Origin of the sequence: Histidinibacterium lentulum (assembly GCF_003789055.1) — a bacterium.
Taxonomy (GTDB): Bacteria; Pseudomonadota; Alphaproteobacteria; order Rhodobacterales; family Rhodobacteraceae; genus Oceanicola; species Oceanicola lentulus.
In genome coordinates this window covers 162960-186645 of sequence record NZ_ML119085.1, presented here as the reverse complement: position 1 = coordinate 186645, position 23686 = coordinate 162960, and the positions used below count along the sequence as shown (strand labels likewise).

General features: G+C 68.6%; 23 protein-coding genes and 1 tRNA gene. 6 read left to right on the top strand and 18 right to left on the bottom strand.

Annotation, left to right across the window (positions count from 1 at the left end):
• The first annotated feature begins 26 nt into the window (after positions 1–26).
• From clpS to hemF, 4 genes are all read left to right on the top strand, one after another.
• A complete protein-coding gene (gene clpS, locus EAT49_RS11695) occupies positions 27–368 on the top strand; it encodes an ATP-dependent Clp protease adapter ClpS (protein ID WP_425459524.1) in 342 nt (113 codons plus the stop codon).
• 16 nt (positions 369–384) lie between these two features.
• Positions 385–1380: a class I SAM-dependent methyltransferase gene (locus EAT49_RS11690; protein WP_123642507.1), complete on the top strand. Its 996-nt coding sequence runs from the start codon at positions 385–387 to the stop codon at positions 1378–1380.
• Positions 1377–2180 carry an SDR family NAD(P)-dependent oxidoreductase gene (locus EAT49_RS11685; RefSeq protein WP_123642506.1) on the top strand — a complete coding sequence of 268 codons (804 nt, stop codon included), beginning with the start codon at positions 1377–1379 and terminating at the stop codon, positions 2178–2180. Before EAT49_RS11690 ends, EAT49_RS11685 begins: the two co-directional genes overlap by 4 nt.
• Before the next feature lie 75 nt (positions 2181–2255).
• Positions 2256–3161: an oxygen-dependent coproporphyrinogen oxidase gene (gene hemF / locus EAT49_RS11680; protein ID WP_246003834.1), complete on the top strand. Its 906-nt coding sequence runs from the start codon at positions 2256–2258 to the stop codon at positions 3159–3161.
• A 108-nt stretch (positions 3162–3269) separates the two neighbouring features.
• Here hemF and EAT49_RS11675 read toward each other — a convergent pair whose 3' ends face one another.
• Genes EAT49_RS11675 through hemE form a run of 3 tightly spaced genes read right to left on the bottom strand, consistent with a single transcriptional unit; the run spans position 3270 to position 6065 of the window.
• Positions 3270–4010, bottom strand: coding sequence for a gamma-glutamyl-gamma-aminobutyrate hydrolase family protein (locus tag EAT49_RS11675; protein WP_123642505.1), 741 nt, complete (start codon positions 4008–4010; stop codon positions 3270–3272).
• The gene (locus EAT49_RS11670; protein WP_123642504.1) at positions 4007–4984 is read right to left on the bottom strand and encodes an amidoligase family protein; all 978 of its coding nucleotides are present in this window, start codon (positions 4982–4984) and stop codon (positions 4007–4009) included. The genes EAT49_RS11675 and EAT49_RS11670 overlap by 4 nt, the downstream gene beginning before the upstream one ends.
• 43 nt (positions 4985–5027) lie before the next feature.
• The gene (gene hemE, locus EAT49_RS11665; RefSeq protein WP_123642503.1) at positions 5028–6065 is read right to left on the bottom strand and encodes a uroporphyrinogen decarboxylase; all 1038 of its coding nucleotides are present in this window, start codon (positions 6063–6065) and stop codon (positions 5028–5030) included.
• A 103-nt stretch (positions 6066–6168) separates the two neighbouring features.
• On the opposite strand from hemE, the gene hemC reads away from it, so the two are divergent.
• A complete protein-coding gene (hemC, locus tag EAT49_RS11660) occupies positions 6169–7110 on the top strand; it encodes a hydroxymethylbilane synthase (RefSeq protein ID WP_123642502.1) in 942 nt (313 codons plus the stop codon).
• Between the two features lie 21 nt (positions 7111–7131).
• Here hemC and EAT49_RS11655 read toward each other — a convergent pair whose 3' ends face one another.
• Both EAT49_RS11655 and EAT49_RS11650 read right to left on the bottom strand, forming a co-directional pair.
• A complete protein-coding gene (locus EAT49_RS11655; RefSeq protein ID WP_123642501.1) occupies positions 7132–8346 on the bottom strand; it encodes an MFS transporter in 1215 nt (404 codons plus the stop codon).
• Positions 8347–8350: 4 nt separating this feature from the next.
• Positions 8351–9751, bottom strand: coding sequence for an FAD-binding oxidoreductase (locus tag EAT49_RS11650; protein WP_123642500.1), 1401 nt, complete (start codon positions 9749–9751; stop codon positions 8351–8353).
• A 92-nt stretch (positions 9752–9843) separates the two neighbouring features.
• Between EAT49_RS11650 and EAT49_RS11645 the strand changes: the two genes are divergently transcribed.
• Positions 9844–9920, top strand: a tRNA-Met gene (locus EAT49_RS11645).
• A gap of 44 nt (positions 9921–9964) precedes the next feature.
• On the opposite strand, the gene EAT49_RS11640 is transcribed toward EAT49_RS11645, so the two are convergent.
• The 13 genes from EAT49_RS11640 to EAT49_RS11585 all read right to left on the bottom strand — a co-directional run bounded on the left by EAT49_RS11640 (position 9965) and on the right by EAT49_RS11585 (position 23652).
• Positions 9965–10411 carry an RrF2 family transcriptional regulator gene (locus EAT49_RS11640; RefSeq protein ID WP_123642499.1) on the bottom strand — a complete coding sequence of 149 codons (447 nt, stop codon included), beginning with the start codon at positions 10409–10411 and terminating at the stop codon, positions 9965–9967.
• 54 nt (positions 10412–10465) lie between these two features.
• Positions 10466–11143, bottom strand: coding sequence for a ribulose-phosphate 3-epimerase (rpe, locus tag EAT49_RS11635; RefSeq protein WP_123642498.1), 678 nt, complete (start codon positions 11141–11143; stop codon positions 10466–10468).
• A gap of 128 nt (positions 11144–11271) precedes the next feature.
• A complete protein-coding gene (gene lpdA, locus EAT49_RS11630; protein WP_123642497.1) occupies positions 11272–12660 on the bottom strand; it encodes a dihydrolipoyl dehydrogenase in 1389 nt (462 codons plus the stop codon).
• A gap of 100 nt (positions 12661–12760) precedes the next feature.
• Positions 12761–13171, bottom strand: coding sequence for an MAPEG family protein (locus EAT49_RS11625; RefSeq protein ID WP_123642496.1), 411 nt, complete (start codon positions 13169–13171; stop codon positions 12761–12763).
• Positions 13161–14096, bottom strand: a complete 936-nt coding sequence (locus tag EAT49_RS11620) for a glycosyltransferase family 2 protein (RefSeq protein ID WP_123642495.1) — start codon at positions 14094–14096, stop codon at positions 13161–13163. The genes EAT49_RS11625 and EAT49_RS11620 overlap by 11 nt, the downstream gene beginning before the upstream one ends.
• A gap of 40 nt (positions 14097–14136) precedes the next feature.
• On the bottom strand, positions 14137–14526 hold the full coding sequence (locus tag EAT49_RS11615) for a cupin domain-containing protein (RefSeq protein WP_123642494.1): 390 nt from the start codon (positions 14524–14526) through the stop codon (positions 14137–14139).
• 224 nt (positions 14527–14750) lie between these two features.
• A complete protein-coding gene (gene odhB, locus EAT49_RS11610; RefSeq protein ID WP_123642493.1) occupies positions 14751–16346 on the bottom strand; it encodes a 2-oxoglutarate dehydrogenase complex dihydrolipoyllysine-residue succinyltransferase in 1596 nt (531 codons plus the stop codon).
• A 6-nt stretch (positions 16347–16352) separates the two neighbouring features.
• The gene (locus tag EAT49_RS11605) at positions 16353–19316 is read right to left on the bottom strand and encodes a 2-oxoglutarate dehydrogenase E1 component (RefSeq protein WP_123642492.1); all 2964 of its coding nucleotides are present in this window, start codon (positions 19314–19316) and stop codon (positions 16353–16355) included.
• Positions 19317–19344: 28 nt separating this feature from the next.
• Entirely contained in the window at positions 19345–19803 is a 459-nt protein-coding gene (locus tag EAT49_RS11600) for a DUF805 domain-containing protein (protein ID WP_123642491.1), read from the bottom strand.
• A gap of 175 nt (positions 19804–19978) precedes the next feature.
• Positions 19979–20104, bottom strand: a complete 126-nt coding sequence (locus EAT49_RS21710) for a hypothetical protein (RefSeq protein ID WP_281274728.1) — start codon at positions 20102–20104, stop codon at positions 19979–19981.
• A gap of 12 nt (positions 20105–20116) precedes the next feature.
• Complete coding sequence (sucD, locus tag EAT49_RS11595) at positions 20117–20998, bottom strand: succinate--CoA ligase subunit alpha (RefSeq protein WP_123642490.1); 882 nt, start codon at positions 20996–20998, stop codon at positions 20117–20119.
• Positions 20999–21069: 71 nt separating this feature from the next.
• On the bottom strand, positions 21070–22263 hold the full coding sequence (gene sucC, locus EAT49_RS11590; RefSeq protein ID WP_123642489.1) for an ADP-forming succinate--CoA ligase subunit beta: 1194 nt from the start codon (positions 22261–22263) through the stop codon (positions 21070–21072).
• 198 nt (positions 22264–22461) lie between these two features.
• Positions 22462–23652: a hypothetical protein gene (locus EAT49_RS11585; protein WP_123642488.1), complete on the bottom strand. Its 1191-nt coding sequence runs from the start codon at positions 23650–23652 to the stop codon at positions 22462–22464.
• Between the last annotated feature and the right edge of the window lie 34 nt (positions 23653–23686).

Genomic DNA, 23686 nt, shown 5'->3' with positions numbered 1-23686 from the left:
GCGAGAGCCGGAGGCCGGAGCAGCTGATGCCCACTGACATCTTCATGATGGCGGACAAGGAGGACGGCGGTGGGTCTGACACCGGCGTCAAGCTGGAGACGCGTCCGAAGACGAAGAAGCCGCCGCTCTACAAGGTTCTGATCCTCAATGACGACTACACGCCGATGGAATTCGTCGTGCATGTGCTGGAACGGTTCTTCGGAATGTCCCATGCCCAGGCCTTCGAGCTGATGCTGACGGTGCACAAGAAGGGCCTGGCGGTCGTGGGCGTGTTCTCCTTCGAGATCGCGGAGACGAAGGTGGCGCAGGTGATGGATTTCGCGCAGCGCCACCAGCATCCGCTGCAGTGCACCATGGAAAAGGAATAGGCGCGGGGACGGGCGGATGGCTGCGCCACGCCTCGAGGCTGCCTTGAGCGGCCCGCTTGCGCTTCCCGAAGGGGCGGTCGCGGTGGTGCGCCCGCCCGCCGATCTCGAGCTGCCGTTCGGCCCGGAGAGGGCGGTCGTGGTGTCGGGCTTTCGCCCCGACGTGGAGGCCTGGGCGGCGCGGGGCTATGCGGCGGGACGTGAGTGGCCGGAGGCGGCATCCTCCGTGCTCATCGTGCCGCGCTCGCGGGCGCTTGCGCAGGACCTCTTCGCGCGCGCCGTGGCGCAGGGGCCGGTCTTTGTGGACGGGCAGAAGACGGACGGCGTCGATGCGCTCTGGAAGGCGGTGCGGGCCCGGCTGGGCGAGCTGCCGGCGGTGACGCGCGGTCACGGGCGCGCGTTTCTCGCCCCTCGGAGCGATGCCTTCGGGGATTGGCGCAGCCCCGCGGCGCGGCCCGGCCCCGAGGGGTTCGTGACGGCAGCAGGGGGCTTCAGCGAGGCGGGGGTCGACCCGGGATCGCGGCTGCTGGCGGATCACCTGCCGGGGACGCTGCCCGGGCATGTCGTTGATCTGGGCGCGGGCTGGGGCTATCTCACCGCGCGGGCGCTGGAAAAGGCGGGCGTGGAGAGGGTCGATCTGGTGGAGGCCGAGGCCGATGCGCTGGACGCCGCGCGGCGCAATATCGCGGATCCGCGCGCGCGGTTTCACTGGGCCGATGCGCGCACCTGGAAATCCGAAGCCGCGGCGGGTGCGGTACTGTGCAATCCGCCGTTTCACCCTGGCCGGCGCCCTGACCCGGACCTGGGTCGGGCCTTCATCTCCGCAGCGGCGCGGATGCTGTCCCCCCATGGGTCGCTCTGGCTTGTGGCGAATCGCCATCTGCCCTACGAGGCCGCGCTCGACGCGCTGTTCGCGGAGGTGACGCCCCTCGGTGCCGATCCACGCTACAAGCTGATCCATGCCCGCCGGCCGCGCCCCGCTCCGGCCCGCTCCCAGAGAGGCCCCGTCACATGAGCTTTTCCATCGCCGGAAAGACCGCCATCGTCACCGGTGCCGCCAATGGCGTGGGCCTCGCCATCGGGCGGCATTTCCTCCGCGAGGGCGCGAATGTCGTCTTCGCCGATATGGACGAGAGCCATCTGAAGAAGGAGATGGGCGAACAGGCGCGGGAAGAGGAGAACTGCCGCATCTTCGCGGGCGACCTGCGCGAGCGGCTGACGATCGCCAACCTGCTGTCGCTGACGGTGGATGCCTTCGACCAGGTGGATATCCTCGTGAACGGCTCGCGGCAGATGGTTCCTGCCGACCCGCTCGACAGCGAGAACGACCAGGTGGAGGAACTCCTCCAGCAGAACCTGATGACCGCGCTGAGGATGAGCCAGGCCGTCGCCAAGCGCATGATGAGGCAGTCGGAGGGAATTTCCGAAGGGACAGCCGGGACGATCATCAACCTGTCGTCCATCGCGGCGCGGCGCACGCATCCCGAGCTTCTCGCCTACTCGGTCTCGACCGCGGCGCTGGACCAGATGACACGGTCGCTGGCGGTCGCGCTGGCGCCACGGCGGATCCGCGTGAATGCGGTCGCCTTCGGGTCGGTCATGTCGGCCTCGCTGATGGGGGCGCTGAAGGAGAACGAGGATTTCCGGGAGGAGATCGTGGATCACACGCCGCTGAACCGGATCGCGGCCCCGTCGGAGGTTTCGGATGCGGTGCAGTATCTCGCCTCGGACGCCTCGTCCTTCGTGACCGGTCAGGTGATCACCGTGGACGGCGGGCGCACGTTGATCGATCCTGTCACCGCACCGGCGCACTGAGCCGGCCGCGCCGGCTTTGCGGGTCGGTGGGGCGGTGATAGGAGCGGGGTGCTGGAGAGGACGAAGGAGTGCCCCATGAACGTGCAGACCGACGCGGTGTCGATGGCCGAGGAAAAGGCGCAGGCCGCAGGCTGGTTTCGCGCGCTGCGCGACGAGATCGTGGCGGCCTTCGAGACGCTCGAGGATGCGCAGGCCACCGGCCCCTTCGCCGGGGCGGCATCGGGCCGGTTCGAGGTCACCGAGACCAGCCGCGCCAGCGACGACGGATCGGACGCGGGCGGCGGGCTGATGAGCGTGATGCGAGGCGGGCGCGTCTTCGAGAAGGTCGGGGTCAACGTCTCCACCGTCTACGGCCGGCTGGGCGAGCCCGCGCAGAAGGCCATGGCCGCTCGCGGCGTGCCCGGCATGGACCGCGATCCCCGGTTCTGGGCCAGCGGAATCAGCCTTGTCGCCCATATGCAGAATCCCCATACGCCGGCGGTCCACATGAACACGCGGATGTTCTGGACCCCGGGCGTGTGGTGGTTCGGCGGCGGGTCGGACCTCAATCCCTGCATCGAGTACGCCGAGGACACGGCCCATTTCCACGACGTGCAGAAGGCGCATCTCGCGCCCCATGGCGAAGGTCTCTACGCCGAGCTGAAGGCCTGGGCGGACGAGTATTTCTTCGTCCCGCACCGGGGCCGGGCGCGGGGCGTGGGCGGCATCTTCATGGACGACCGGAATACCGGCGACTGGGCGGCGGATTTCGCCCTGACGCAGGATATCGGCCGGGCGTTCCTGCCGGCCTACCTGCCGCTGGTGGAGCGGCGTCGCGACACGCCGTGGACCGAGGCGGACAAGGACGTGCAACTGGTGCACCGGGGTCTCTATGCCGAGTACAACCTCGTCTACGACCGCGGCACGAAATTCGGCCTCGCCACGGGGCATGACGCCAACGCGGTGCTCATGAGCCTGCCGCCCATGGCAAAGTGGATCTGAACGGTCAGGCCCGGCGCCGTCCTTCTCATTCATCTGGCCGGAAATACTCCCGGGGGTGCGGGGGGCGGCGCCTCCCGCGGGTCGGCGCCGGAGGCGCCGAACCCCTGCTCAGAATACCCTGCCCGACGGATCGGGGCTTTCCGCGGCGTCCCGCGCCACCTCCGTGACTTGTCCCTTTCCGTCCGCATAGGCGCGGGCGGCGGTGACGAGGGCGCGGAAGATCGCGCGCTGCCGGCGGGCGTACCAGAGATGCTCGGGATGCCACTGCACGCCGAGGGCGAAGGGGTCGCGGATTCGCTCCACCGCCTGGGTCATCCCGCCGCGGTCGCGGGCGGCGACACGCAGGCCATCGCCCAGCTTGTTCACGGCCTGGGAATGGAGCGCGTTGACGTGCATCGGCGCCCCGCCCGCGATCTTCATCAGGCGGGTGCCGTCGCAGATCGTCAGGCGCTTTTTCGGCAGGATCGTGTAGACCCGGTCGGAGCGGGTGAAGGTCGCGTAGGCGTCCTGGTCGAGCGTCCCGCCCAGCGCCACGTTGATCATCTGGCTGCCCCGGCAGATGCCCAGCACCGGCAGGTTGCGCGCCATCGCGCCCTCCACCAGCCGCCGTTCCAGCCGGTCTCGCGCGGGATCGAGCCGGGCGGTGGTCGTGAGCCCGCCGTAGAGATCGGGAGAGATGTCGTCGCCGCCGCCGATGATCACGCCGTCCACGAAATCGAGGTCGGCGGGCCGGCCTGCGCCCCAGCGCAGGGCCCTGCCCCCGGCAAGGCGGATGTTCCCGGCCACCAGGGGAAAGATCCGCCACCCCGAGCGGTTCGAGGTCGTGACGGCGATGAGGGGCCGGGTCATGGCAGCAGCCGCTCCGCCTCCAGGACGCGGCCGACATGTTCGCGCCAGTCCAGCGGGATGCTGAAGAACCGTGCGCGGTAGTCGAGCCAGTCCGCCGAAAGCCGGTCCAGAAGATCGGGCCGCGCGGCGAGGCGTTCGACGGTCACCCAGCGCGCCCATTCGCGGGAGACCGCCCAGCCGGCTTCGCCCACACGACTGTCGGGCAGGCGGTAATGGAAGGCGGGCCGGGCGGAGACGGCCCCGAGCCCGCCAAGGGCCTCGGAGACCTTCGACTCATCGAAAAAGGCGAGGATCGGCAAAAGGTCGAGGCCCCGGTTCCGGGTGGGATTGTGCGCCAGGTACGACCCGGCCAGAGCGGCCATGTCCCAGTCGGGCCGTGCCGCCAGAGCGTCGAGAAAGGACCGGGTATAGGGTGCGGAGAAAGGCAGGATGCGGCGGCTGATGTCGATCTCGTCCTCGCCAAGGCGCAGCCAGTCCTCCATCAGTGCATAGGCGGTGACGATGGGCAGGATGTCCTCGGCACGATCGCCCCGGATTTCCGGGTTGAGGTGCAGGCCGAAGCCGAAGAAGAGCCCTTCGCGCGACCCCTCCGCCCCTGCCTCGGCCAGCGCCGCGACGAGTCGGTCGAAGGTGGCGATCTCCTCGGGGAGCAAAGGCGGGGTCACGATCTCCACCGGCACGACAGCGCGGGCGAGATCGAGGCCCGCGCGCGCGAGTGGACCGGATTCGTCGCGAAAGGCGGTGTCGAGATAGAGCTTGAGATCACCGAGGGCGCTGCCCTCGAGGCGCAGCGCGTTGGCGCCGTCGCGCCGGATCGTGCCGCCGAGCAGGTCGCGGGCGATGTCGGCGGAGCGGTCCTCGGTGAGGTTGGCATACTCGAGTTCGAGGCCCACATGCCGCGGCCTGCCCTCCCGGGTTTCGGGGCGGGGGAGGGCGGCGATGGCGGTAGGCGGCACGTCGGTGGTCGCTGTCATGGAGACCGAACCGCGCAGCGGTGGCCCGGTTCCGTGGAGGGGGTCAGGCCGCGACCTTGCCGCGCACGGCGTCGATCATGAGCTGGACGTTCTCGGGGTCGGCGTCAGGGGTGATGCCATGGCCCAGATTGAAGATGTGCGGCCCGCCGGAGAACGCGTCGACGATTGCCCGGGTTTCGTGAACCAGCGTCTCCCCGCCGGTGACCATGTGCGACGAGGCGAGGTTGCCTTGCACGCAGCCCCCCGGCTGGACATGCGCGGCCGCCCAGTGCGCGCTGACGCCGTCGTCGAGCGCAATGCAGTCGGCGCCGATCCGGGCGTGCAGCCCCTCGTAGCGCTCTCCGGCGCCACGCGGGAAGGCGATGACGGGCAGGCCCGGGTGGCGGGCCTTCATCGCCTCCGTTATGCGCCGGGCGGGTTCCACGGCGTAGCGGTCGAAATCGTCACCCGTCAGGGACCCGGCCCAGCTGTCGAAGATCTTGACACATTCGGCGCCCGCCTCGACCTGGCGCGAGAGGTAGGCGATCGTGCCCTCGGTGAGACGGTCGATTAGGTCCTCGAAAGTGGCGCGATCCTCGGCGATCAGTTGATGCGCCGGGGCCTGATCGGGCGTACCGCGGCCCGCGATCATGTATGTTGCCACGGTCCAGGGCGCTCCGGCGAACCCGATGAGGGTGGTTTCCCTCGGCAGCTCCCGCGACAGGATCGCCACGGTCTCGTAGACCGGGCCGAGCGTGTCGTGGATGTCGTCGGGCCCCTTCAGGGCCGAGACTTCGGCGGGGCGGGTAGCGGTCGAGAGTCGCGGCCCCTCGCCGGTGACGAACCACAGGTCGAGCCCCATGGCCTGTGGCAGAAGCAGGATATCTGCGAACAGGATCGCCGCGTCGAAGCCGTACCGGCGGATCGGCTGCAGCGTCACCTCGGCGGCGAGGTCGGGATTGTAGCAGAGCGACAGGAAGTCACCCGCCTCGGCGCGCGTCGCACGGTACTCCGGCAGGTAGCGGCCCGCCTGACGCATCATCCAGATCGGCGGCGTGGGCAGGGTTTCACCGGCGAGGGCGCGCAAGAGGGTCTTCGTCATTCCGGGGCCTTTCGTCGGGCGGGCGGCGTCAGCCGGTCGTCCCACCGGGGCCGGGTTCTGTCAAGGATTGTCAGGCCAGATTGACACGTCTAACAGGTGAGACATGACGCGCGATCTGCCCTCCCCCGCCAGACCCCTGAAGATCGGAACCCGCGGGTCTCCGCTCGCCCTCGCACAGGCGAACGAAACCCGTGACCGGCTCGCCCGCGCCTTCGACCTGCCTTTCGAGGCCTTCTCCATCGTGGTGATCAAGACCACCGGAGACCGGATCATCGACCGCCCGCTGAAGGAGATCGGCGGAAAGGGCCTGTTCACGAAAGAGATCGAGGCGGCGATGCTGTCGGGCGAGGTCGACATCGCCGTCCATTCGATGAAGGACATGCCGACCGAGCAGCCCGAGGGGCTGATGCTCGACTGCTACCTGCCGCGGGAGGACGTGCGCGACGCCTTCGTCTCGCTCGCGCATGGCGATCTGGCGAGCCTGCCCGCGGGCACTGTTGTGGGCACCTCCTCGCTGCGGCGGCGCGCACAACTGCTGAACAAGCGACCGGACCTGCAGGTGGTGGAGTTCCGGGGCAACGTGCAGACCCGCATGAAGAAGCTGGAGGACGGCGTGGCCGAGGCGACCTTCCTTGCCATGGCGGGGCTCAGGCGGCTTGGGATGGCGGAGGTGGCGAAGGCCCCCATTTCGCCGGAGGACATGCTTCCGGCCATCGCCCAGGGAGCCATCGGCATCGAGCGGCGGGCCCACGATACCCGCGCTGCAGAGATGCTGGCCGCGATCCACGACGGCCCCACGGGCCGGCGCCTAGCGGCCGAACGTGCGTTCCTCGCTGCCCTCGACGGATCCTGCGAGACGCCCATTGGCGGGCTGGCGGAACTGAACGGCGGGACGGTACGCCTGCGGGGCGAGATCCTGCGGCCCGACGGGTCCGAGAGCCTCGCCGATTCGGGTGAGGCCTCGGTCGAGGACGGCGCGGAGCTGGGGCGCAATCTCGGGCTGACCCTGCGGGGACGGGCCGGGGAGAGCTTCTTTGCGATCTGACGTGGCGCGCCTCGGGATGCTTCAGCGCGGCACGGCCGTCGCGGATCGTCGGTCCAGCCACAGGAGCGCGGCTGTCGCGGCCAGCATCGCGAGGCCCGCCATGACCGCAGCCGCGGCATAGCCGCCCCACCACGCTGCACCGGCAAAGACCACGGCGGCGACGGCGTCGCCGGCGACCTTCTGCAGCGCCAGCAGGGCCCCGCCGGCCCCGGCCCGGTCGCCCATCAGATCCTGCACATAGCCGATCGGCAGCGACAGGATGATCCCGGCGCCCAAGGCGGCCGGGATCGTCAGAAGCCAGACCAGCGGACTGGGCAGCAGGATCGGAAAGACGAAGAGGAAGCCGGCATAGGTCATCGCCCCGAGCGCGATCGCCTGCATCCGGCTCAGGATCCTGAGCAGTTGGCCGATGCCGAGCATGACGGGGACCTCCAGCCCGGCGATGAGCCCGGCAAAGAGCGCCACATCCCCCAAGTCGCGACCTGTGCTTTCGTCGAAGACGAGGCCGAGGACGATCATGTAGACGAAGACGCCCGACATGATCCCGCCGGTGAGCGCCACCCGCACCAGGACACCGGGCGCCGCCATTTCGCGCAGGGACGCTGCGGAACTCAGGCCCGAGCGGGTCTCGGTCCAGCGTCCGTGGCCGTCGGGCGGCCAGGCGCGGAGGATCAGCGCGAGAAGACCCAGAGAAACGGGGACCATGGCGCCGTAGATTGCCAGAAGGCCCGCTCCGCGATCGAAGGCGACCGCCCAGAGGGGGAGCACGACGAGAAACGGCACGGCGAATAGCGCGCGGATCGCGGCCAGCACCGAATCGCGGTCCCGCGCCGAGGTCGTTGAGGTCGCGAGGCGCGCCAGGGCGAAGAGCTGCCCCATGAGCGCGCCGCCCGCTGGCAGCAGGACGGCATGGGCCAGGACGAAGGTGACCGGTCCGGGCGCGACGAGAACGGCACCGTAACCCGCGACCAGAAGGAGCGCCGATCCGAGCGCGACCCGCTTGCGCGCCGTCGTTCGGTCGGTCGCGATGCCCGCCGCGACCGCGCCGCCCACCGAGACGAGCGCCGCCGCAACGAGGATCGCCGCATAGGCGCCGTCAGACAGGTCGAAGAGACGGATCGCCACAAGGCTCTGATACGGGGTGACCGAGGCCACGAGCGCGCCGAAGAGCGCCACCGCGGCCGCGGACATGCGCAGGGTCGGGTCTCCGAGGATCAGTCGCAGCGGCTGGCGCATCGGCTCAGGGGATGGTCTTGCCCGGATTGAGGATGTTCTGCGGGTCGAGCGCGCGCTTGATCGCGCGCATCGCGTCGAGGGCCACCGGGTCCTTCAGCCGCCGCAGGGCCTCCAGCTTCGACAAGCCGATCCCGTGTTCGGCCGAGAAACTGCCGCCGAGGCTCACGGCGGTGTCGTCGATCGTCGCGCGAATTGCGGCGAAGAGGCCCGGGTCCTCTCGGCTCGGGTAGACAGTATAGTGCACGTTGCCGTCGCCCAGATGCGCAACCGCCAGGTCCGTCGCCCCGGGATCGAGCGCCGCGACGGCGGGACGGACATGATCGAAGAAGGCTGGCACGGCCGAGAGCGGTACGGCGATGTCCGTGTCCACGACCGCCTCGCCGGTGAAGGTGATCTCCGCCGCGTTCTCGCGCCGGGTCCACATCTCGCGGCGCTGGGCCTCCGACTGCGCGACGGTGGCGTCGAGGACGAGGCCCGCCTCCAGCGCCGCTTCCAGCTCCGCCTCGAGAAGTGCCGCGAGCGGAATCCGTCCGTCGGGACCCGGGGTCGCGTCGCGGGCTGCAGTGGCTCCCAGTTCCACGAGGATGTTCACCTCGTGCCGCTCCGCGAACGGTTCTCGTGAGCCCCTGATGTGGGCCATGTGCCGCGCGATGTAGCTGGCAGGCATGTACTCGAACGCTTCGACCGACCCGACCGAGGCATCCTTCAGCCGGTTCAGGAGGTCGAGGGCGGCGGGCAGGGAGGCGGCGGCGACCATCGCCGTCGCGAAAGCGCGCGGCTTCGGGGCGAGCTTCAGGACAGCGGCGGTGACGATGCCGAGCGTGCCCTCGGACCCGATCAGCAGCTGGCGCAGGTCGAGCCCGGTGTTGTCCTTGTGCAGCCCGCCCATGAGGCGCATCACCCGCCCGTCGGCCATCACCGCCTCCAGCCCCAGCACGAGGTGCCGCATGGACCCGTAGCGCAGGACGTTCGAGCCGCCCGCGTTGGTGGCGATCATGCCGCCGATCCGGGCCGAGCCCTTGGCGCCGAAGGTCATGGGAAAGATCAGGTCCAGCGCCTCTGTCGCCGCGTGCAGGTCCGCCAGAACCACGCCCGCCTGCACCTCGGCGGTGCGCGCGGCGGTGTCGATGCCGCGAATCGCACGCATCCGGTCCAGCGACAGCACCAGGGCGCCCGGCGCATGGGCCCCGCCGTTGAGGCCGGTGTTGCCGGAGACCGGCACGATGGCCCGGCGGTGTTCGGAAGCGACGCGGAGGATCGCGGCCACCTCGTCGGTCGAGGCGGGGCGGACGACGGCGGCGGGTACCCCCTCGTACTTGCCGGTCCAGTCCCGGGCCCAGGCGGCCGCATCGGGACCGGTGGCGACATTGGCGGAGCCCACAATGGCGGAGAGCGTTTCGATCATGAGTCCGCTCTTGCCCGAGGGCCCGACCGAAGGAAAGTGCGGCCTTTTGCAATTGACAGGACCGGGGGGCTTGGCTAGGTCCCGCCGGGCGTGGCGTGGTAGCTCAGCTGGTTAGAGCACAGCACTCATAATGCTGGGGTCGGCGGTTCAAGTCCGCCCCACGCTACCAAGAACTCCGAAGTATCAGTGTACTGTGCGGCGGAGCCGCCGGGGTCAGGCGGGTTCCGCGGTTGCCAGGAGCAGGGCTGCGAGCGGGTCGTTTCCGCAGGTCAGCTCGGCGAGCGTCACATCGTCGAGTTCGCGGTAAAACGCCTCGAGCGCCCGGCCGAGCGTGCCGCGCAGCCGGCAGGCGCCCTTGATCGGGCACAGATTCTCACCGCCTGCGAAGCATTCGGCGAAGGGCACGCCAGCCTCGAAGACGCGGAAAACCTGGCCGACCGTGATCTCGTCCGGCGGGCGGGCGAGGCGGATGCCGCCGCCGCGTCCGCGCAGGGTCTCGATAAAGCCCGCCTGAGCGAGCTTGTTCACCACGAGGCCGAAATGCGCCTCCGACCCGTTGCAGAGGCGCGCGATGTCGGCGCGGCGCACGGTTTCGGGGGCGTTGATGGCACAGGTCATCAGCGCGCGCATGGCCAGGTTGGTGCGGACGGTCAGTCGCATGGTGCGACAATACGACGGATCGGGTGATCCGCCTTGATGTGGATCAGAGTCCGTTCAGAGTGTTGCAGCCTTGCGCAGGTCGCGGATGTTGGCGCCGTAGGCCGCAGGCTCGTCGGCGGTGCCGCCGCGGAACACCGCCGACCCCGCGACGAGGACGTCGGCACCCGCGCTCACGACCGCGGGCGCGGTTCGGGCGTCGATGCCGCCGTCTACCTCTATGCGGATCGGGCGGTCGCCGATCATCTCCCTGAGCCGCGCGATCTGGCCGAGCTGACTGTCGATGAAGGTCTGCCCGCCGAAGCCCGGGTTGACCGTCATCACGCAGACGAGGTCGCAGAGATCGAGGAGCGGCGCTGCAGCGTCCACCGCGGTCCCGGGATTGACCGCGAGACCCGCCTTCATCCCCGCCGCACGGATCGCCTGCAGCGTCCGGTGCGGATGCGGGCCGGCCTCGAGATGGGCGGTGAGCAGGTCCGCACCCGCCTCGGCGAAGGCCTCGATCATCGGATCGACGGGCGCGATCATCAGGTGGACGTCCATGAAGGTCGTCACGTGCGGCCTGAGCGCCTTGACCATGGGCGGGCCGAAGGTGAGGTTCGGGACGAAATGGCCGTCCATGACGTCGATGTGGATCCAGTCCGCGCCTTCGACCTCCACGGCGCGGACCTCGCGGCCGAAATCGGCGAAATCGGCGGCGAGAATCGAGGGGGCGATGAGGATGTCGCGGGCCATGGGGTCTCTCCGGTCTCGGGGATCATCGGGCAGGGGTCGGCGGGGGCTCTCTTCTTCGAAGACGCCCCCCCGCCAACGCCGGAGGGGGCAGCGCCCCCTCCGATCATTCGCAGAACAATCGCGCGCCGTCAGGAATGGATCGGGCCGTCGCCGCAGGCCAGCGCCGCCTCGCGGACCGCCTCGGAATAGGTCGGGTGGGCATGGCAGGTGCGGGCGATGTCCTCGGCGGCCGCGCCGAATTCCATGCCGACGCAGACCTCGTGAATGAGATCGCCCGCCATCGGCCCGATGATATGGGCGCCGAGGATCCGGTCGGTCTCGGCATCTGCGAGGATCTTCACGAACCCGTCGGCGGCGAAGTTGGCCTTGGCGCGGCCGTTGCCCATGAAGGAGAACTTGCCCGTCTTGTACTTGCGGCCCGCCTCCTTCAGCTCCTCCTCGGTCTTGCCGACGGAGGCGACCTCGGGGTGGGTGTAGATCACGCTGGGGATCACGTCGTAGTTCACATGGGGGTGCTGGCCGGCGATGCCTTCGGCCACCGCCATGCCCTCGTCCTCGGCCTTGTGGGCCAGCATGGGTCCCGCGATGCAGTCGCCGATGGCGTAGATGCCCTCGACATTGGTGCGGTAGCGGGCATCCGTCCTGATCTGGCCGCGCTCGCTCGTCTCCACGCCGAGGTCGGCGAGGCCGAGGCCGTCGGTGAAGGGTTTGCGGCCGGTCGAGACGAGGACGGTGTCGGCCTCGATCATGTGCTCGCTGTCGTCCTTGCGCAGCTTGTAGGTCACCTTCGCCTTGCCCTTTGCCGTCTCGACGCCCTGGACGGCGGCGCCGAGAGTGAACTTGAGGCCTTGTTTCGCAAGGATTTTCTGGAACTGCTTGCTCACTTCTGCGTCCATGGTCGGGGTGATCGTGTCGAGGAACTCGACCACCGTCACCTCGGCGCCGAGACGGGAGTAGACCGAGCCCAGCTCGAGGCCGATCACGCCGCCGCCGATGACAACCATCTTCTTCGGGATCTTCTTCAACTCGAGCGCGCCGGTGGAGGTGACGACGGTCTCCTCGTCCACCTCGACGCCGGGCAGCGAAGCAGGTTCGGAGCCGGAGGCAATGACGATGTGCTTTGCCTCATGGACCTCGTCGCCGACCTTGACCTTGCCCTTCCCGGGCACGGAGCCCCAGCCCTTCAGCCAGTCTATCTTGTTCTTCTTGAAAAGAAATTCGATGCCGCCGGTGTTCTGGCTGATGGTCTTGGCCTTGTAGGACAGCATCTGCGCCCAATCCACCGAGGGGCTTTTTCCCTTGAGGCCCATCTCGGCGAAGTTGGCCTCGGCCTCGTGGAGCATGTGGGTGGCATGCAGCAGCGCCTTCGACGGGATGCAGCCCACGTTGAGGCAGGTGCCGCCCAGGGTTTCGCGGCCCTCGACGCAGGCGGTCTTGAGGCCCAGCTGGGCGCAGCGGATGGCGCAGACATAGCCGCCGGGGCCGGAGCCGATCACGATGACGTCGTATTGGGCCATTTGGGGTCTCCTTGGGGTCTTTGCGGGTGATGCAACCTGTGCACCGGGACGTGCACAGCGCGTGCACCGAAAAGTGTCAGGTCAGGGTTGCGGTCGGGGTTCAGATGAGCGTTGCGAGGATCATGGCGAAGCTGGCGAACCAGGCCGCGGCGAAGAAGACCGTGCGCCACGGGACCCAGCCGAGCGCGTAGGCGGGCACATAGAGGATGCGGGCGACGAGGTAGGTCCAGGCCATGGCGGCGGTGAACGGGGTCGCGGCACCGGCGAGGCTGACGAGGGACACGGCGATCGCGAAGAGCAGCAGCGCCTCGTTGTGGTTGCCGTAGGCGCGGGCGAGGCGGCCGGTGCGGGTGGAGACCTGCTCCATCAGCGGCTTTTCGAGCCGGTCCGGGTCGCGCGGACTCAGGGTCTTGCCGATGCCCAGTTCGCGGTTCGCGGGCACGGCGAAGAGCGCCAGTTGCACGCCGTGCAGCAGGGCGGCGAGGGCGAGGACGGTGAGTTCAGCTGTCATGGACAGCCTTTTCGCGCGTCGCGTCGAGCCATTCAAGGCAAAGGGATTCGGCCTCGGCCACGCCGGGCAGGACGCGCAGGCGGGCGAGTTCGGCCTGCGTTGCGGGCCAGTGGCGCAGGATGGTGCGGTCCTCGATCTCGTTGCGGTTGGCGCGCCTGTGCCATTCGGAGCCCACGCGGTACTTCTGGTGGCCGGTGGTGTTCTCGCCCCGGCCGCGCGCGCGCTTCAGCGCGAAGAGGTCGGGGGATTTCACGCCGTAGTGGTTGATGCCCGCGTGGGTCTCGGCGCGGTCGGCGCGGGCCACGGGGAAGAAACGCACGCGGGGGCGGTCGGAGAAGAGGTTGTCGTTCGCCAGCGGCTCTCCGGCGGCGTTGACGAGGCGCGGCTGGCCGGTGGGCCGGGTCGGCATGTGCGCCCAGGCGGCGGCGAAGGCGTCGCGGCGGAAGAGGCATTTGACGTAGGTCTCGTCCGGGGCGGGCTGCGCCTCGCGCCGGGTGAAATGGGGCAGGGTGGCGCCTGGCCAGGCGGCGTGGCCGGCGTCGCCGAAATTGCGCCAGGCGAGCGCGATGCAGTCGGCCTCTCCGGCGAGGGTGAGGAGGTCGTCGACATGGCCTGACCCGAGGTGGACATTGAGGAACTCGTCGGCGTCGATGTGGAGGACCCAGCATGCGGCCTCGTGGGCGAGATGCGCCATGGCCAGGCGGGCGGCGGAATGCTGGGGCGGGCTGCCGAGCGGGACGACGTTGCGCAGGTGGATGACAAGGCCGGCCGCGGCGAGACGGTCGAGCAGGATGTCGGTTCCGTCGGAGCAGTCGTTGGTGCAGATCACCGCGCGGGGAAAGCCGATGACGCGGTGATAGGCAAGCCACTCGAGGAGATGGGCGCCCTCGTCCTTCATCGAGGACATGAGCCAGGGGCCGGTCACGGGCGCGCCCTCGCTGGGCCACGGGAACGCGCCCGACCGGTCATGCGGCGGCGTCGAAGTGGTAGGCGACCTCGGCAAAGCGGTCGGTCGGGAAGGTGAAGAGCAGGGTCAGCCCCTCGGCCTCGGCGGCGCTCCAGGCATGGGGCGCACCGGCGGGGACGAAGAGCGTGTCACCCGGCGCGAGGGGCAGGCTGTTGCCCTGGAGCCGGGCCTCGCCGGAGCCTTCGAGCACATGGATCGTCTCGGGTATGTCGTGGGTGTGCATGTTCTCGCGATCGCCGGGCTCGAGATAGGCGATGCCCTGCACGAGTCCGCGGCTGGGGCCGCCATCGGCATCGACGAGGATGCGGTAGGTGACGCTCCCGTGGCGGTCGTCGTCCCAGTGCTGGAGGTCGGGGGAGCCGTCGGGAATGTGGACGGGATCGGTCATGGTGTGTCTCCGGGTTGGGGTGCGATGGGAGACAACGGGGCGGGAGCGGCGAGGGTCCGGGCGCTGGGGCGCGACACCGGGGCGCGGGGGACCCGGGGCGGCGAGGTGAAGGCCGGCCCGCGCCGGATGGAGAAGCCGGGGGCGGTGGGTTGGAAACCCACCCTACGGGATGTGGGGGCTGGTCGCATGGAGGCCGGGCGGGGGAGGGCCCCCGCCCCCTTTGCTCAGAGGTCCATCAGGAGGCGGCGCGGGTCCTCGAGCGCCTCTTTCACGCGAACGAGGAAGGTCACCGCGCCCTTGCCGTCGACGATGCGGTGATCGTAGCTGAGGGCGAGATACATCATCGGCCGCGCGACGATCTGGCCCTTCACGACCATGGGCCGCTCCTGGATCTTGTGCATGCCCAAGATGCCCGACTGCGGCGGGTTCAGGATCGGAGAGGACATGAGCGAGCCGTAGACGCCGCCGTTCGAGATGGTGAAGCTGCCGCCCTGCATGTCGGCCATGGTCAGCTTGCCGTCGCGGCCCTTGACGCCAAGCTCCGCGATTTCCTTCTCGATCTGCGCGAAGCCCTTGAGGTGGGCGTCGCGCACCACGGGCACCACGAGGCCGGTGGGCGTGCCCACGGCGATGCCCATGTGGACGTAGTTCTTGTAGACCACGTCGGTGCCGTCGATCTCGGCGTTGACGTCCGGCACCTCGTTCAGGGCGTGGCAGCAGGCCTTCACGAAGAAGGACATGAAGCCGAGTTTGACGCCGTGCTTCTTCAGGAACAGGTCCTTGTATTCGTTCCGGAGGTCCATGACGCCGCCCATGTCCACCTCGTTGTAGGTGGTCAGCATCGCGGCGGTGTTCTGGCTCTCCTTCAGGCGGCGGGCGATGGTCTGGCGCAGGCGGGTCATCTTGACCCGCTCCTCGCGGTCGGCGTCCTGGGGCGTCGAGGGCGCGCGCGGGGGCGCTTTCGGCGCCTCGGCCTTCTCGGGGGCGGGCTGGGTCAGGGCCTTGAGCACGTCCTCCTTCATGATGCGGCCGTCGCGGCCGGTGCCCTTGACCTTGCCCTCGTCGAGCCCCTTGTCGGCCATCATCTTGGTGGCGGAGGGGGCGTTCTCGACGTCGGTGCGGCCGGAGGCCGGGGCGGTTTCGGGAGGGGCTTCGGGGCGCTCGCGGTCACCGTAGCCGCCGGCGACCTCATGGCTCTTCTCGCCGCTCTTCGCCGGGGCCGCAGCGCCGCCCGTGCCGGTGGTCATGACGGCGAGCTTGCCGCCGGCCTCGACCGTCGCGCCTTCCTCGGCCAGCACTTCCTTGAGCGTGCCGGCGGCGGGGGCGGGGACCTCCACGGAGACCTTGTCGGTCTCGAGCTCGCAGAGCATCTCGTCGGCCTCGAAGCTGTCACCCGGCTTCTTGAACCAGGTGGAGACGGTGGCCTCGGTGACGCTTTCGCCCAGGGTGGGCACCATGACGTCCATGTCCTCTCCGGACGCAGCCGCATCCGGCTCGGCCTTCGCGGCATCGGGCGCGGGGGCGTCGTAGGGTTCGGGCGTGCCGGCGCGGGGCTTGACCTCGGTCGAGGAGCCGGCGTGGCCGGCCTCGACGATGGACGCGAGGAGGGCGTCGACGCCCACGGTGTCGCCTTCGGCTGCGACGATCTCGCTGAGCTTGCCGGCGGCGGGGGAGGGGACCTCCACCGTCACCTTGTCTGTCTCGAGTTCGCAGAGCATCTCGTCCACCGCGACCTCGTCGCCGGGCTTCTTGAACCAGGTGGCGACGGTGGCCTCGGTGACGCTTTCGCCCAGGGTGGGGACGCGGACTTCAACGGACATTGGTGGTCATCCTTCGATGGTCAGCGCTTCGGTGACGAGCGCCTCTTGTTGTGCCTTGTGCTGGGATGCGAGGCCGGTGGCGGGCGAGGCCGAAGCGGCCCGGCCGACATAGCGGGGTCGGGTGTGGGTCGCGCCGATGCGCGAGAGGACCCATTCGAGGTTCGGCTCGATGAAGGTCCAGGCGCCCTGGTTCTTGGGTTCTTCCTGACACCAGATCATCTCGGCGGACTTGAACCGTTCCAGCTCCCGCACGGCCGACTGGGCGGGGAAGGGATAGAACTGCTCGATCCGCATCAGGTAGACGTCGTCGATGCCCTCGGCGTCGCGCTTCTCGAGAAGGTCGTAATAGACCTTGCCGGAACACATCACGACCCGGCGAATCTCCGCGTCGGGCTTCAGCGCCGTTTCCGAGTTGCCATACTGCGCGTCGTCCCAGAGCACCCGGTGGAAGGAGGAGCCCTCGAGGAACTCGTCGGCCTTCGACACGGCGAGCTTGTGCCGCAGGAGCGATTTCGGCGTCATCAGGACGAGCGGCTTGCGGAAGCTGCGGTGCAGCTGGCGGCGCAGGATGTGGAAATAGTTCGCGGGCGTGGTGCAGTTGGCCACGATCCAGTTGTCCTGTCCGCACATCTGCAGGAAGCGCTCGAGCCTGGCGGAGCTGTGCTCTGGCCCCTGTCCCTCGAAGCCGTGGGGCAGCAGCATGACGAGGCCGGACATGCGCAGCCATTTCGATTCGCCCGAGGAGATGAACTGGTCGAACATGATCTGCGCGCCGTTGGCGAAGTCGCCGAACTGCGCCTCCCAGAGCGTGAGCGCGTTGGGCTCGGCGAGGCTGTAGCCGTACTCGAAGCCCAGCACCGCGTATTCGGAGAGCATCGAGTCGATGACCTCGTAGCGGGCCTGGCCTTCGCGGATGTGGTTGAGCGGGTAGTAGCGCTCTTCGGTGTCCTGGTTGATCAGCGCGGAATGCCGCTGGGAGAAGGTGCCGCGCGCGCTGTCCTGGCCGGCGAGGCGGACGGGATAGCCCTCGGTCAGGAGGGAGCCGAAGGCGAGCGCCTCGGCGGTGGCCCAGTCGAAGCCTTCGCCCGCGTCGAACATCTGGCGCTTGGTCTCGATCAGGCGCTCCACCGTGCGGTGCATGGAGAAGCCGTCAGGCGCGCGGGTCAGAGCCGTGCCGATCTGGTCGAAGGTCTCGCGCCTGATCCAGGTCTTGCCGCGCTGGTACTTGCCCTGCTTCATCCGGTCCATGTGGGACCAGCGGCCGTCGAGCCAGTCGGCCTTGTTGGGCCTGTAGGTCTTGCCGGCCTCGAACTCTTCGTTGAGGTGGGCCTGGAAGGCGGCCTTCATGTCCTCGATCTCGCCCTCGGGGATGAGACCGTCCTTGACCAGACGTTCGGTGTAGAGCGTGAGCGTGGTCTTGTGGCCCTTGATGCGCGTGTACATCACGGGGTTGGTGAACATGGGCTCGTCGCCCTCGTTATGGCCGAACCGGCGATAACAGATGATGTCGAGCACCACGTCCTTGGCGAATTTCTGGCGGAACTCGGTGGCGACCTTGGCGGCGTGGACCACGGCCTCGGGATCGTCGCCGTTCACATGGAAGATCGGCGCCTCGACCATCAGCGCGATGTCGGTGGGATAGGGCGAGGAGCGCGAAAAATGCGGCGCGGTGGTGAAGCCGATCTGGTTGTTCACCACGATATGCATGGTTCCGCCCGTCCGATGGCCCCGGATGCCGCCCATCTGGAAGCATTCGGCCACGACGCCCTGACCGGCGAAGGCCGCGTCGCCGTGCAGGAGCAGCGGCAGCACGGCGGTGCGATCGGCGTCGGAAAGCTGGTCCTGCTTGGCGCGGGCCTTGCCCAGGACCACGGGGTTCACCGCCTCCAGGTGGGAGGGGTTCGCCGTGAGCGACAGGTGCACCGAATTGCCGTCGAATTCCCGGTCCGAGGAGGCGCCGAGGTGGTATTTGACGTCGCCCGATCCGTCGACATCCTCGGGCTTGAAGCTGCCCCCCTGGAATTCGTTGAAGATCGCGCGGTAGGGCTTGCCCATCACGTTGGCGAGCACCGACAGCCGCCCGCGGTGGGGCATGCCGATGACGATCTCCTTGATTCCGAGCGCACCGCCGCGCTTGATCACCTGTTCCATCGCGGGGATCAGCGCCTCGCCGCCGTCGAGGCCGAAGCGCTTCGTGCCCATGTATTTCACATGGAGGAACTTCTCGAAGCCCTCGGCCTCGACAAGCTTGTTCAGGATCGCCTTGCGCCCGTTCTGGGTGAACTTGATCTCCTTGCCGTAACCCTCGATCCGCTCCTTGAGCCAGGCGGCCTGTTCGGGGTCGGAGATGTGCATGTACTGGAGCGCGAAGGTGCCGCAGTAGGTGCGCTTCACGATCTCGAGGATCTCGCGCATCGTCGCATGTTCGAGACCCAGAACCTTGTCGATGAAGATGGGCCGGTCCATGTCGGCCTCGGCGAAGCCGTAGGACCGGGGATCGAGCTCGGGATGGGGCGTCTCCTGCCGCATGCCGAGGGGGTCGAGATCGGCCACGAGGTGACCCCGGATCCGGTAGGCGCGGATGATCATCAGCGCGCGCACCGAGTCGAGCACGGCGCCGCGCACCTGCGCCTCGGTGATCTGCGCGCCCTGTTCCTCGGCCTTGGCGACGATCTTGTCCCTCGCGCCCTTCGCCTCCCTGGGGTCGGCGGGCCACTGGCCGTCGAGCGCGGCGGTCAGGTCATCGGAGGGTTGCGGTGGCCAGTCGGCGCGCGCCCAGGACGGGCCGGCAGCCTCTGCGCGCGCCTCGGAGGGGGCGTCGCCGAGGCTGGCGAAGAAGGCGCGCCAGCTGTCGTCCACGGCGCCGGGATTGTCGGCATAGCGGGCGTAGAGCTGCTCGATGTAATCGGCATTGTGGCCCTGCAGGAAGGAGGAGGCGTGAAAGACGTCGTTGGGCGAATGTTCGGTCATGGCGATACCTTCGGGGATGGGGCCGGCGTCACGAGGTGGGGGGCGGTCCGTAGGCGTTGGGGCCGGGGTCCGATTTGCGCACGAGGAAGATGAGGAAGACGATGGCGATCACGAAGCCGATGATCCCGACGAGCGAGGACCAGGCCATCGCGCCCATGCCGGGCATCTCCGTCGGCATGCCGGTGCTGGGGTCCATCTCCATGGACACGGAGGGCGTCACCAGCCGGGCGAAGACGTTGTAGATCGAGGGGATCAGGAAGTACCAGCCGGGCTTGCCGATGTCCTGCATCCGGCGCCAGCCGACGCCCAGGGTGGGCAGGAAGAGGGCAAGGGCGTAGACGATCGGCAGCAGGGGCACGAAGGAGACGACGATCGCGCCGAGGACATAGGCCAGCATCCACCACCAGAATTCCGAGCGGGAGGCCCGGCCCGAGAAATCGAAGTATTTCTGTGTGGCGACGGTCTTGACGGATTCGGTGAATGTCATCGTTTCTGCTCCTGCTGGGCGACCCTCTCGGGGCCTTTGTCCGGCGCTGGTCCCGCCGAGGGACGGATCCCCGCGCACGGACTCCGGTTACCATAAATCAGGGCGTGCGACAGAACGCTCCCGCGCGGTGTCGCAGCCGCACGGGGCATGGGGGCCGGGGCCGCGGCCCCGCGCATCAGACCGGCCCGCCAGCCATGAGTGCCGCGGCGAGGATCGCGGCGAGCATCCCGATCAAGACGAGAAAGGTGCGCGTGCAGAGCGGGGAATGGGACTCTGCCCGTGCGTCCGGCTTGGTCTCCATGGGTCCCTCCTCTTACCCGATGGCCTTGAGCACGGCCTCGCCAAGGCTGGCGGGACTGTCGGCGACGACGATCCCTGCGGATTTCATCGCCTCGATCTTGTCCTCGGCGCCGCCCTTGCCGCCGGCGACGATGGCGCCCGCGTGGCCCATGCGGCGGCCCGGAGGCGCCGTGCGGCCGGCGATGAAGCCGGCGGTGGGCTTCCAGCGGCCGCGCTTCTTCTCGTCGGCGAGGAACTGGGCGGCTTCCTCCTCGGCGCTGCCGCCGATCTCGCCGATCATGATGATCGACTGCGTTTCGTCATCTGCGAGGAACCACTCGAGCACGTCGATATGTTCCGTCCCCTTGATCGGGTCGCCGCCGATGCCGACGCAGGTCGACTGGCCGAGGCCCACGTCGGTGGTCTGCTTGACGGCCTCGTAGGTCAGGGTGCCGGAGCGGGAGACGACGCCGACGGAGCCGCGGCGGTGGATGTGGCCCGGCATGATGCCGATCTTGCAGGCGTCGGGGGTGATCACGCCCGGGCAGTTCGGCCCGATGAGGATGGAGGCGCTGTCCACGAGAGCGCGCTTGACCTTCATCATGTCGAGCACCGGGATGCCCTCGGTGATGCAGACGATGACCTCCATCTCGGCGTCGATAGCCTCGAGGATCGAGTCGGCGGCGAAGGACGGGGGGACATAGATCACGGTGGCGTTGGCGTCCGTGGCGTGCTTCGCCTCGTGGACCGAGTTGAAGACCGGCAGGTCGAGATGGGTCTGACCGCCCTTGCCGGGGGTGACGCCGCCGACCATCTTCGTGCCGTAGGCGATGGCCTGCTCGGTGTGGAAGGTCCCCTGGGAGCCGGTGATCCCTTGGCAGATGACCTTGGTGTTTTCGTCGATCAGTACGGACATTTGGTTCGTCTCCGTAGGCCGGGCCTCGGCCCGGCATTTCGCGTGATGCCGGGCCGAGGCCCGGCCTACGATTATCCCTTGACCGCCTTCACGATCTTCTCGGCGCCGTCCGACAGGCTGTCTGCGGCGATGACGTTCAGGCCGGAGGCGTTGAGGATCTCCTTGCCCTTCTCGACGTTCGTGCCCTCGAGGCGGACCACCAGCGGGACCTTCAGGCCCACCTCCTTCACCGCCGCGATCACGCCTTCGGCGATGACGTCGCAGCGCATGATGCCGCCGAAGATGTTGACGAGGATGCCCTTCACCTGAAGGTCGGAGGTGATGATCTTGAAGGCCTCGGTCACCTTTTCCTTGGTCGCGCCGCCGCCCACGTCGAGGAAGTTGGCGGGCTCGGAGCCGTAGAGCTTGATGATGTCCATGGTCGCCATGGCGAGGCCCGCGCCGTTGACCATGCAGCCGATCTCGCCGTCGAGGGCGATGTAGTTGAGGTCATACTTGGAGGCTTCGAGTTCCTTCGGGTCCTCCTCCGTCTCGTCGCGGAGGGCGAGGATGTCCTGCTGGCGGTAGAGCGCGTTCGAATCGAAGCCCAGCTTGGCGTCGAGCACCTTGAGGTTGCCGGTGTCGGTCACGATGAGCGGGTTGATCTCGAGCATCTCCATGTCCTTCTCGACGAAGGCCCTGTAGAGGATGCCCATGAGACCCACGCATTCCTTGACCTGCTTGCCCTCGAGCCCGAGAGCGAAGGCGATGCGGCGGCCGTGGAAGGGCTGGTATCCGGTGGCGGGGTCGACGGAGAAGCTGAGGATCTTCTCGGGGGTGGAGGCGGCGACCTCCTCGATGTCCATGCCGCCTTCGGTGGAGCAGACGAAGGAGATGCGGCTGGTCGTCCGGTCCACGAGAAGGGCGAGGTAGAGCTCGCGCTCGATGTCGGAGCCATCCTCGATGTAGATGCGGTTGACCTGCTTGCCGGCGGGGCCGGTCTGGTGGGTCACGAGGGTCCGGCCGAGCATCCGCTTGGCCTCGGCCTCGGCTTCCTCGACCGACTTGGCGAGGCGCACGCCGCCTTTCTCGCCCGCGTCGGCCTCCTTGAAGGAGCCCTTGCCGCGGCCGCCCGCGTGGATCTGAGCCTTCACCACCCAGAGCGGGCCGTCGAGTTCGCCGGCGGCGGTCTTGGCTTCCTCGGCGCGGAAGACGGCACGACCGTCGCTGACCGGGGCGCCGTAGGAGCGCAGGAGCGCCTTCGCCTGATACTCGTGGATGTTCATGGCTGGTCCCTCGACACCTGTTCGCGTTTGACGCCTTCAAACACGGGCCCCGCGGCCCATGAAAGGACAAAGGCGCGCAGGCCCGGGAAAAACCGACATTTGTGATCACATGGTCAAAACCAGTGATCACAAAACCGGTATACCGAGGCATACCGCGGCCGCCGCGCCGCGAATCACCAGTGTTTCCGGGGGACCGGTTCAGTTGAGCACGATGGCGAAGAGAACGCTCTGGCCCTGCACGAGCTGGTCGAAGCGACGAAAGGCCTCGCCGCTCATGAGCGGGCCGGTCTCGACGTATGGCAGGAGGGCCGAGCCCTGGATCAGGGCGATGATGTCGATCTCGGGCGGGTCCTCGAGGATCGCACGCAAGTTCAGGCCAGCGCCGTCGCCGAGCCGCCAGTAGGGCAACAGCCGCTCGCCGCGCAGGACGAGTTCGATTTCCTTGAGGACGGCCTGCCACGACTGGGCAGTGCCTGCGGGAAACTCGAGGCCGAGCACCGAGGTCTGCCTGTCGTTCGGAATCCATTCGCGGTCGTTGTCGGTCTCCGCGGAGACGCGGGCCCAGAAGACCCGATTGTCGGCGGTCATCTGCTGCAGATGGTCCAGAGCCGCGCGGCTGTGCGCCGGGTGGGGCCGCTGTTCGATGGCCCCAAGCACGATGGCGGCCAGATCGATGAAGGTGCCGAACTGGGCGTCCCTGGCGGCGAAGCCCCCGACCTCGGAATTGATGCGGTCGAACTCGGCGGCGCTGGCGAGGACTTCTGTAATGGCTGCGGTCGGGGAAAGGGCGCGGACGATATGCGACCAGGCCGTGATCTGATGCGCGTAAGCCGAGAGCCAGGCCGCGTCGGCGGTGTCGAAGCGGATCTCGGGCGGCGGGAGCGTGTCGTTCAGCGGCATCCCGAGGGTCCAGCCTATGATCTCCGGCAGGCTTTCGCCCGGACCTGCGGTTCCGCTGCCGTCGATGTCGAGCCAGAGATCCCCGATGTCGACGATCACCCCGACGTCGTCGTCGTCAGCGATCGTGTCGAGGGCAGCGATGGCGCCGGCCATGTCGCCCTCGATCTCGGCAAAGAGCCGGTCGATGGCGGCCGGGTCGAAGGTCTCGGGCGCGGGATTGGGCGGGATCGGCAGGCGCAGGACGGGCAGCATGTCGAGGTCGGGGCTGATCCCGTAGCGGTACCGGAGCTGGAGCGCGCGTTCGATGCTGCGCAGGAAGCGGACGCCGCCGAGGGCGAAGCGGTCGTCGGGCGAGGGCGCGGACAGGCTGGCGAGCCGGCTTTCAGTCGCCGCGAGACCATCGGCGGCGAGTCGTTCGGTCAGGGACTGAGCGCTCGCCGACGAGAGCGGGAGCAGGATCGCGGCGGCGAGGGCGAGAGGGCGGAACATTGGGCGGCCTTTCCTGTCTCCGACAGGGCCAGAT

What these genes read in the sequence shown, in the direction of transcription:
- clpS (WP_425459524.1), top strand. Translation starts at nt 27, where the DNA reads ATGCCCACTGACATCTTCATGATGGCGGACAAGGAGGACGGCGGTGGG.
- EAT49_RS11690 (WP_123642507.1), top strand. Translation starts at nt 385, where the DNA reads ATGGCTGCGCCACGCCTCGAGGCTGCCTTGAGCGGCCCGCTTGCGCTT.
- EAT49_RS11685 (WP_123642506.1), top strand. Translation starts at nt 1,377, where the DNA reads ATGAGCTTTTCCATCGCCGGAAAGACCGCCATCGTCACCGGTGCCGCC.
- hemF (WP_246003834.1), top strand. Translation starts at nt 2,256, where the DNA reads ATGAACGTGCAGACCGACGCGGTGTCGATGGCCGAGGAAAAGGCGCAG.
- EAT49_RS11675 (WP_123642505.1), bottom strand. Translation starts at nt 4,010, where the DNA reads ATGACCCGGCCCCTCATCGCCGTCACGACCTCGAACCGCTCGGGGTGG.
- EAT49_RS11670 (WP_123642504.1), bottom strand. Translation starts at nt 4,984, where the DNA reads ATGACAGCGACCACCGACGTGCCGCCTACCGCCATCGCCGCCCTCCCC.
- hemE (WP_123642503.1), bottom strand. Translation starts at nt 6,065, where the DNA reads ATGACGAAGACCCTCTTGCGCGCCCTCGCCGGTGAAACCCTGCCCACG.
- hemC (WP_123642502.1), top strand. Translation starts at nt 6,169, where the DNA reads ATGACGCGCGATCTGCCCTCCCCCGCCAGACCCCTGAAGATCGGAACC.
- EAT49_RS11655 (WP_123642501.1), bottom strand. Translation starts at nt 8,346, where the DNA reads ATGCGCCAGCCGCTGCGACTGATCCTCGGAGACCCGACCCTGCGCATG.
- EAT49_RS11650 (WP_123642500.1), bottom strand. Translation starts at nt 9,751, where the DNA reads ATGATCGAAACGCTCTCCGCCATTGTGGGCTCCGCCAATGTCGCCACC.
- EAT49_RS11640 (WP_123642499.1), bottom strand. Translation starts at nt 10,411, where the DNA reads ATGCGACTGACCGTCCGCACCAACCTGGCCATGCGCGCGCTGATGACC.
- rpe (WP_123642498.1), bottom strand. Translation starts at nt 11,143, where the DNA reads ATGGCCCGCGACATCCTCATCGCCCCCTCGATTCTCGCCGCCGATTTC.
- lpdA (WP_123642497.1), bottom strand. Translation starts at nt 12,660, where the DNA reads ATGGCCCAATACGACGTCATCGTGATCGGCTCCGGCCCCGGCGGCTAT.
- EAT49_RS11625 (WP_123642496.1), bottom strand. Translation starts at nt 13,171, where the DNA reads ATGACAGCTGAACTCACCGTCCTCGCCCTCGCCGCCCTGCTGCACGGC.
- EAT49_RS11615 (WP_123642494.1), bottom strand. Translation starts at nt 14,526, where the DNA reads ATGACCGATCCCGTCCACATTCCCGACGGCTCCCCCGACCTCCAGCAC.
- odhB (WP_123642493.1), bottom strand. Translation starts at nt 16,346, where the DNA reads ATGTCCGTTGAAGTCCGCGTCCCCACCCTGGGCGAAAGCGTCACCGAG.
- EAT49_RS11605 (WP_123642492.1), bottom strand. Translation starts at nt 19,316, where the DNA reads ATGACCGAACATTCGCCCAACGACGTCTTTCACGCCTCCTCCTTCCTG.
- EAT49_RS11600 (WP_123642491.1), bottom strand. Translation starts at nt 19,803, where the DNA reads ATGACATTCACCGAATCCGTCAAGACCGTCGCCACACAGAAATACTTC.
- EAT49_RS21710 (WP_281274728.1), bottom strand. Translation starts at nt 20,104, where the DNA reads ATGGAGACCAAGCCGGACGCACGGGCAGAGTCCCATTCCCCGCTCTGC.
- sucD (WP_123642490.1), bottom strand. Translation starts at nt 20,998, where the DNA reads ATGTCCGTACTGATCGACGAAAACACCAAGGTCATCTGCCAAGGGATC.
- sucC (WP_123642489.1), bottom strand. Translation starts at nt 22,263, where the DNA reads ATGAACATCCACGAGTATCAGGCGAAGGCGCTCCTGCGCTCCTACGGC.
- EAT49_RS11585 (WP_123642488.1), bottom strand. Translation starts at nt 23,652, where the DNA reads ATGTTCCGCCCTCTCGCCCTCGCCGCCGCGATCCTGCTCCCGCTCTCG.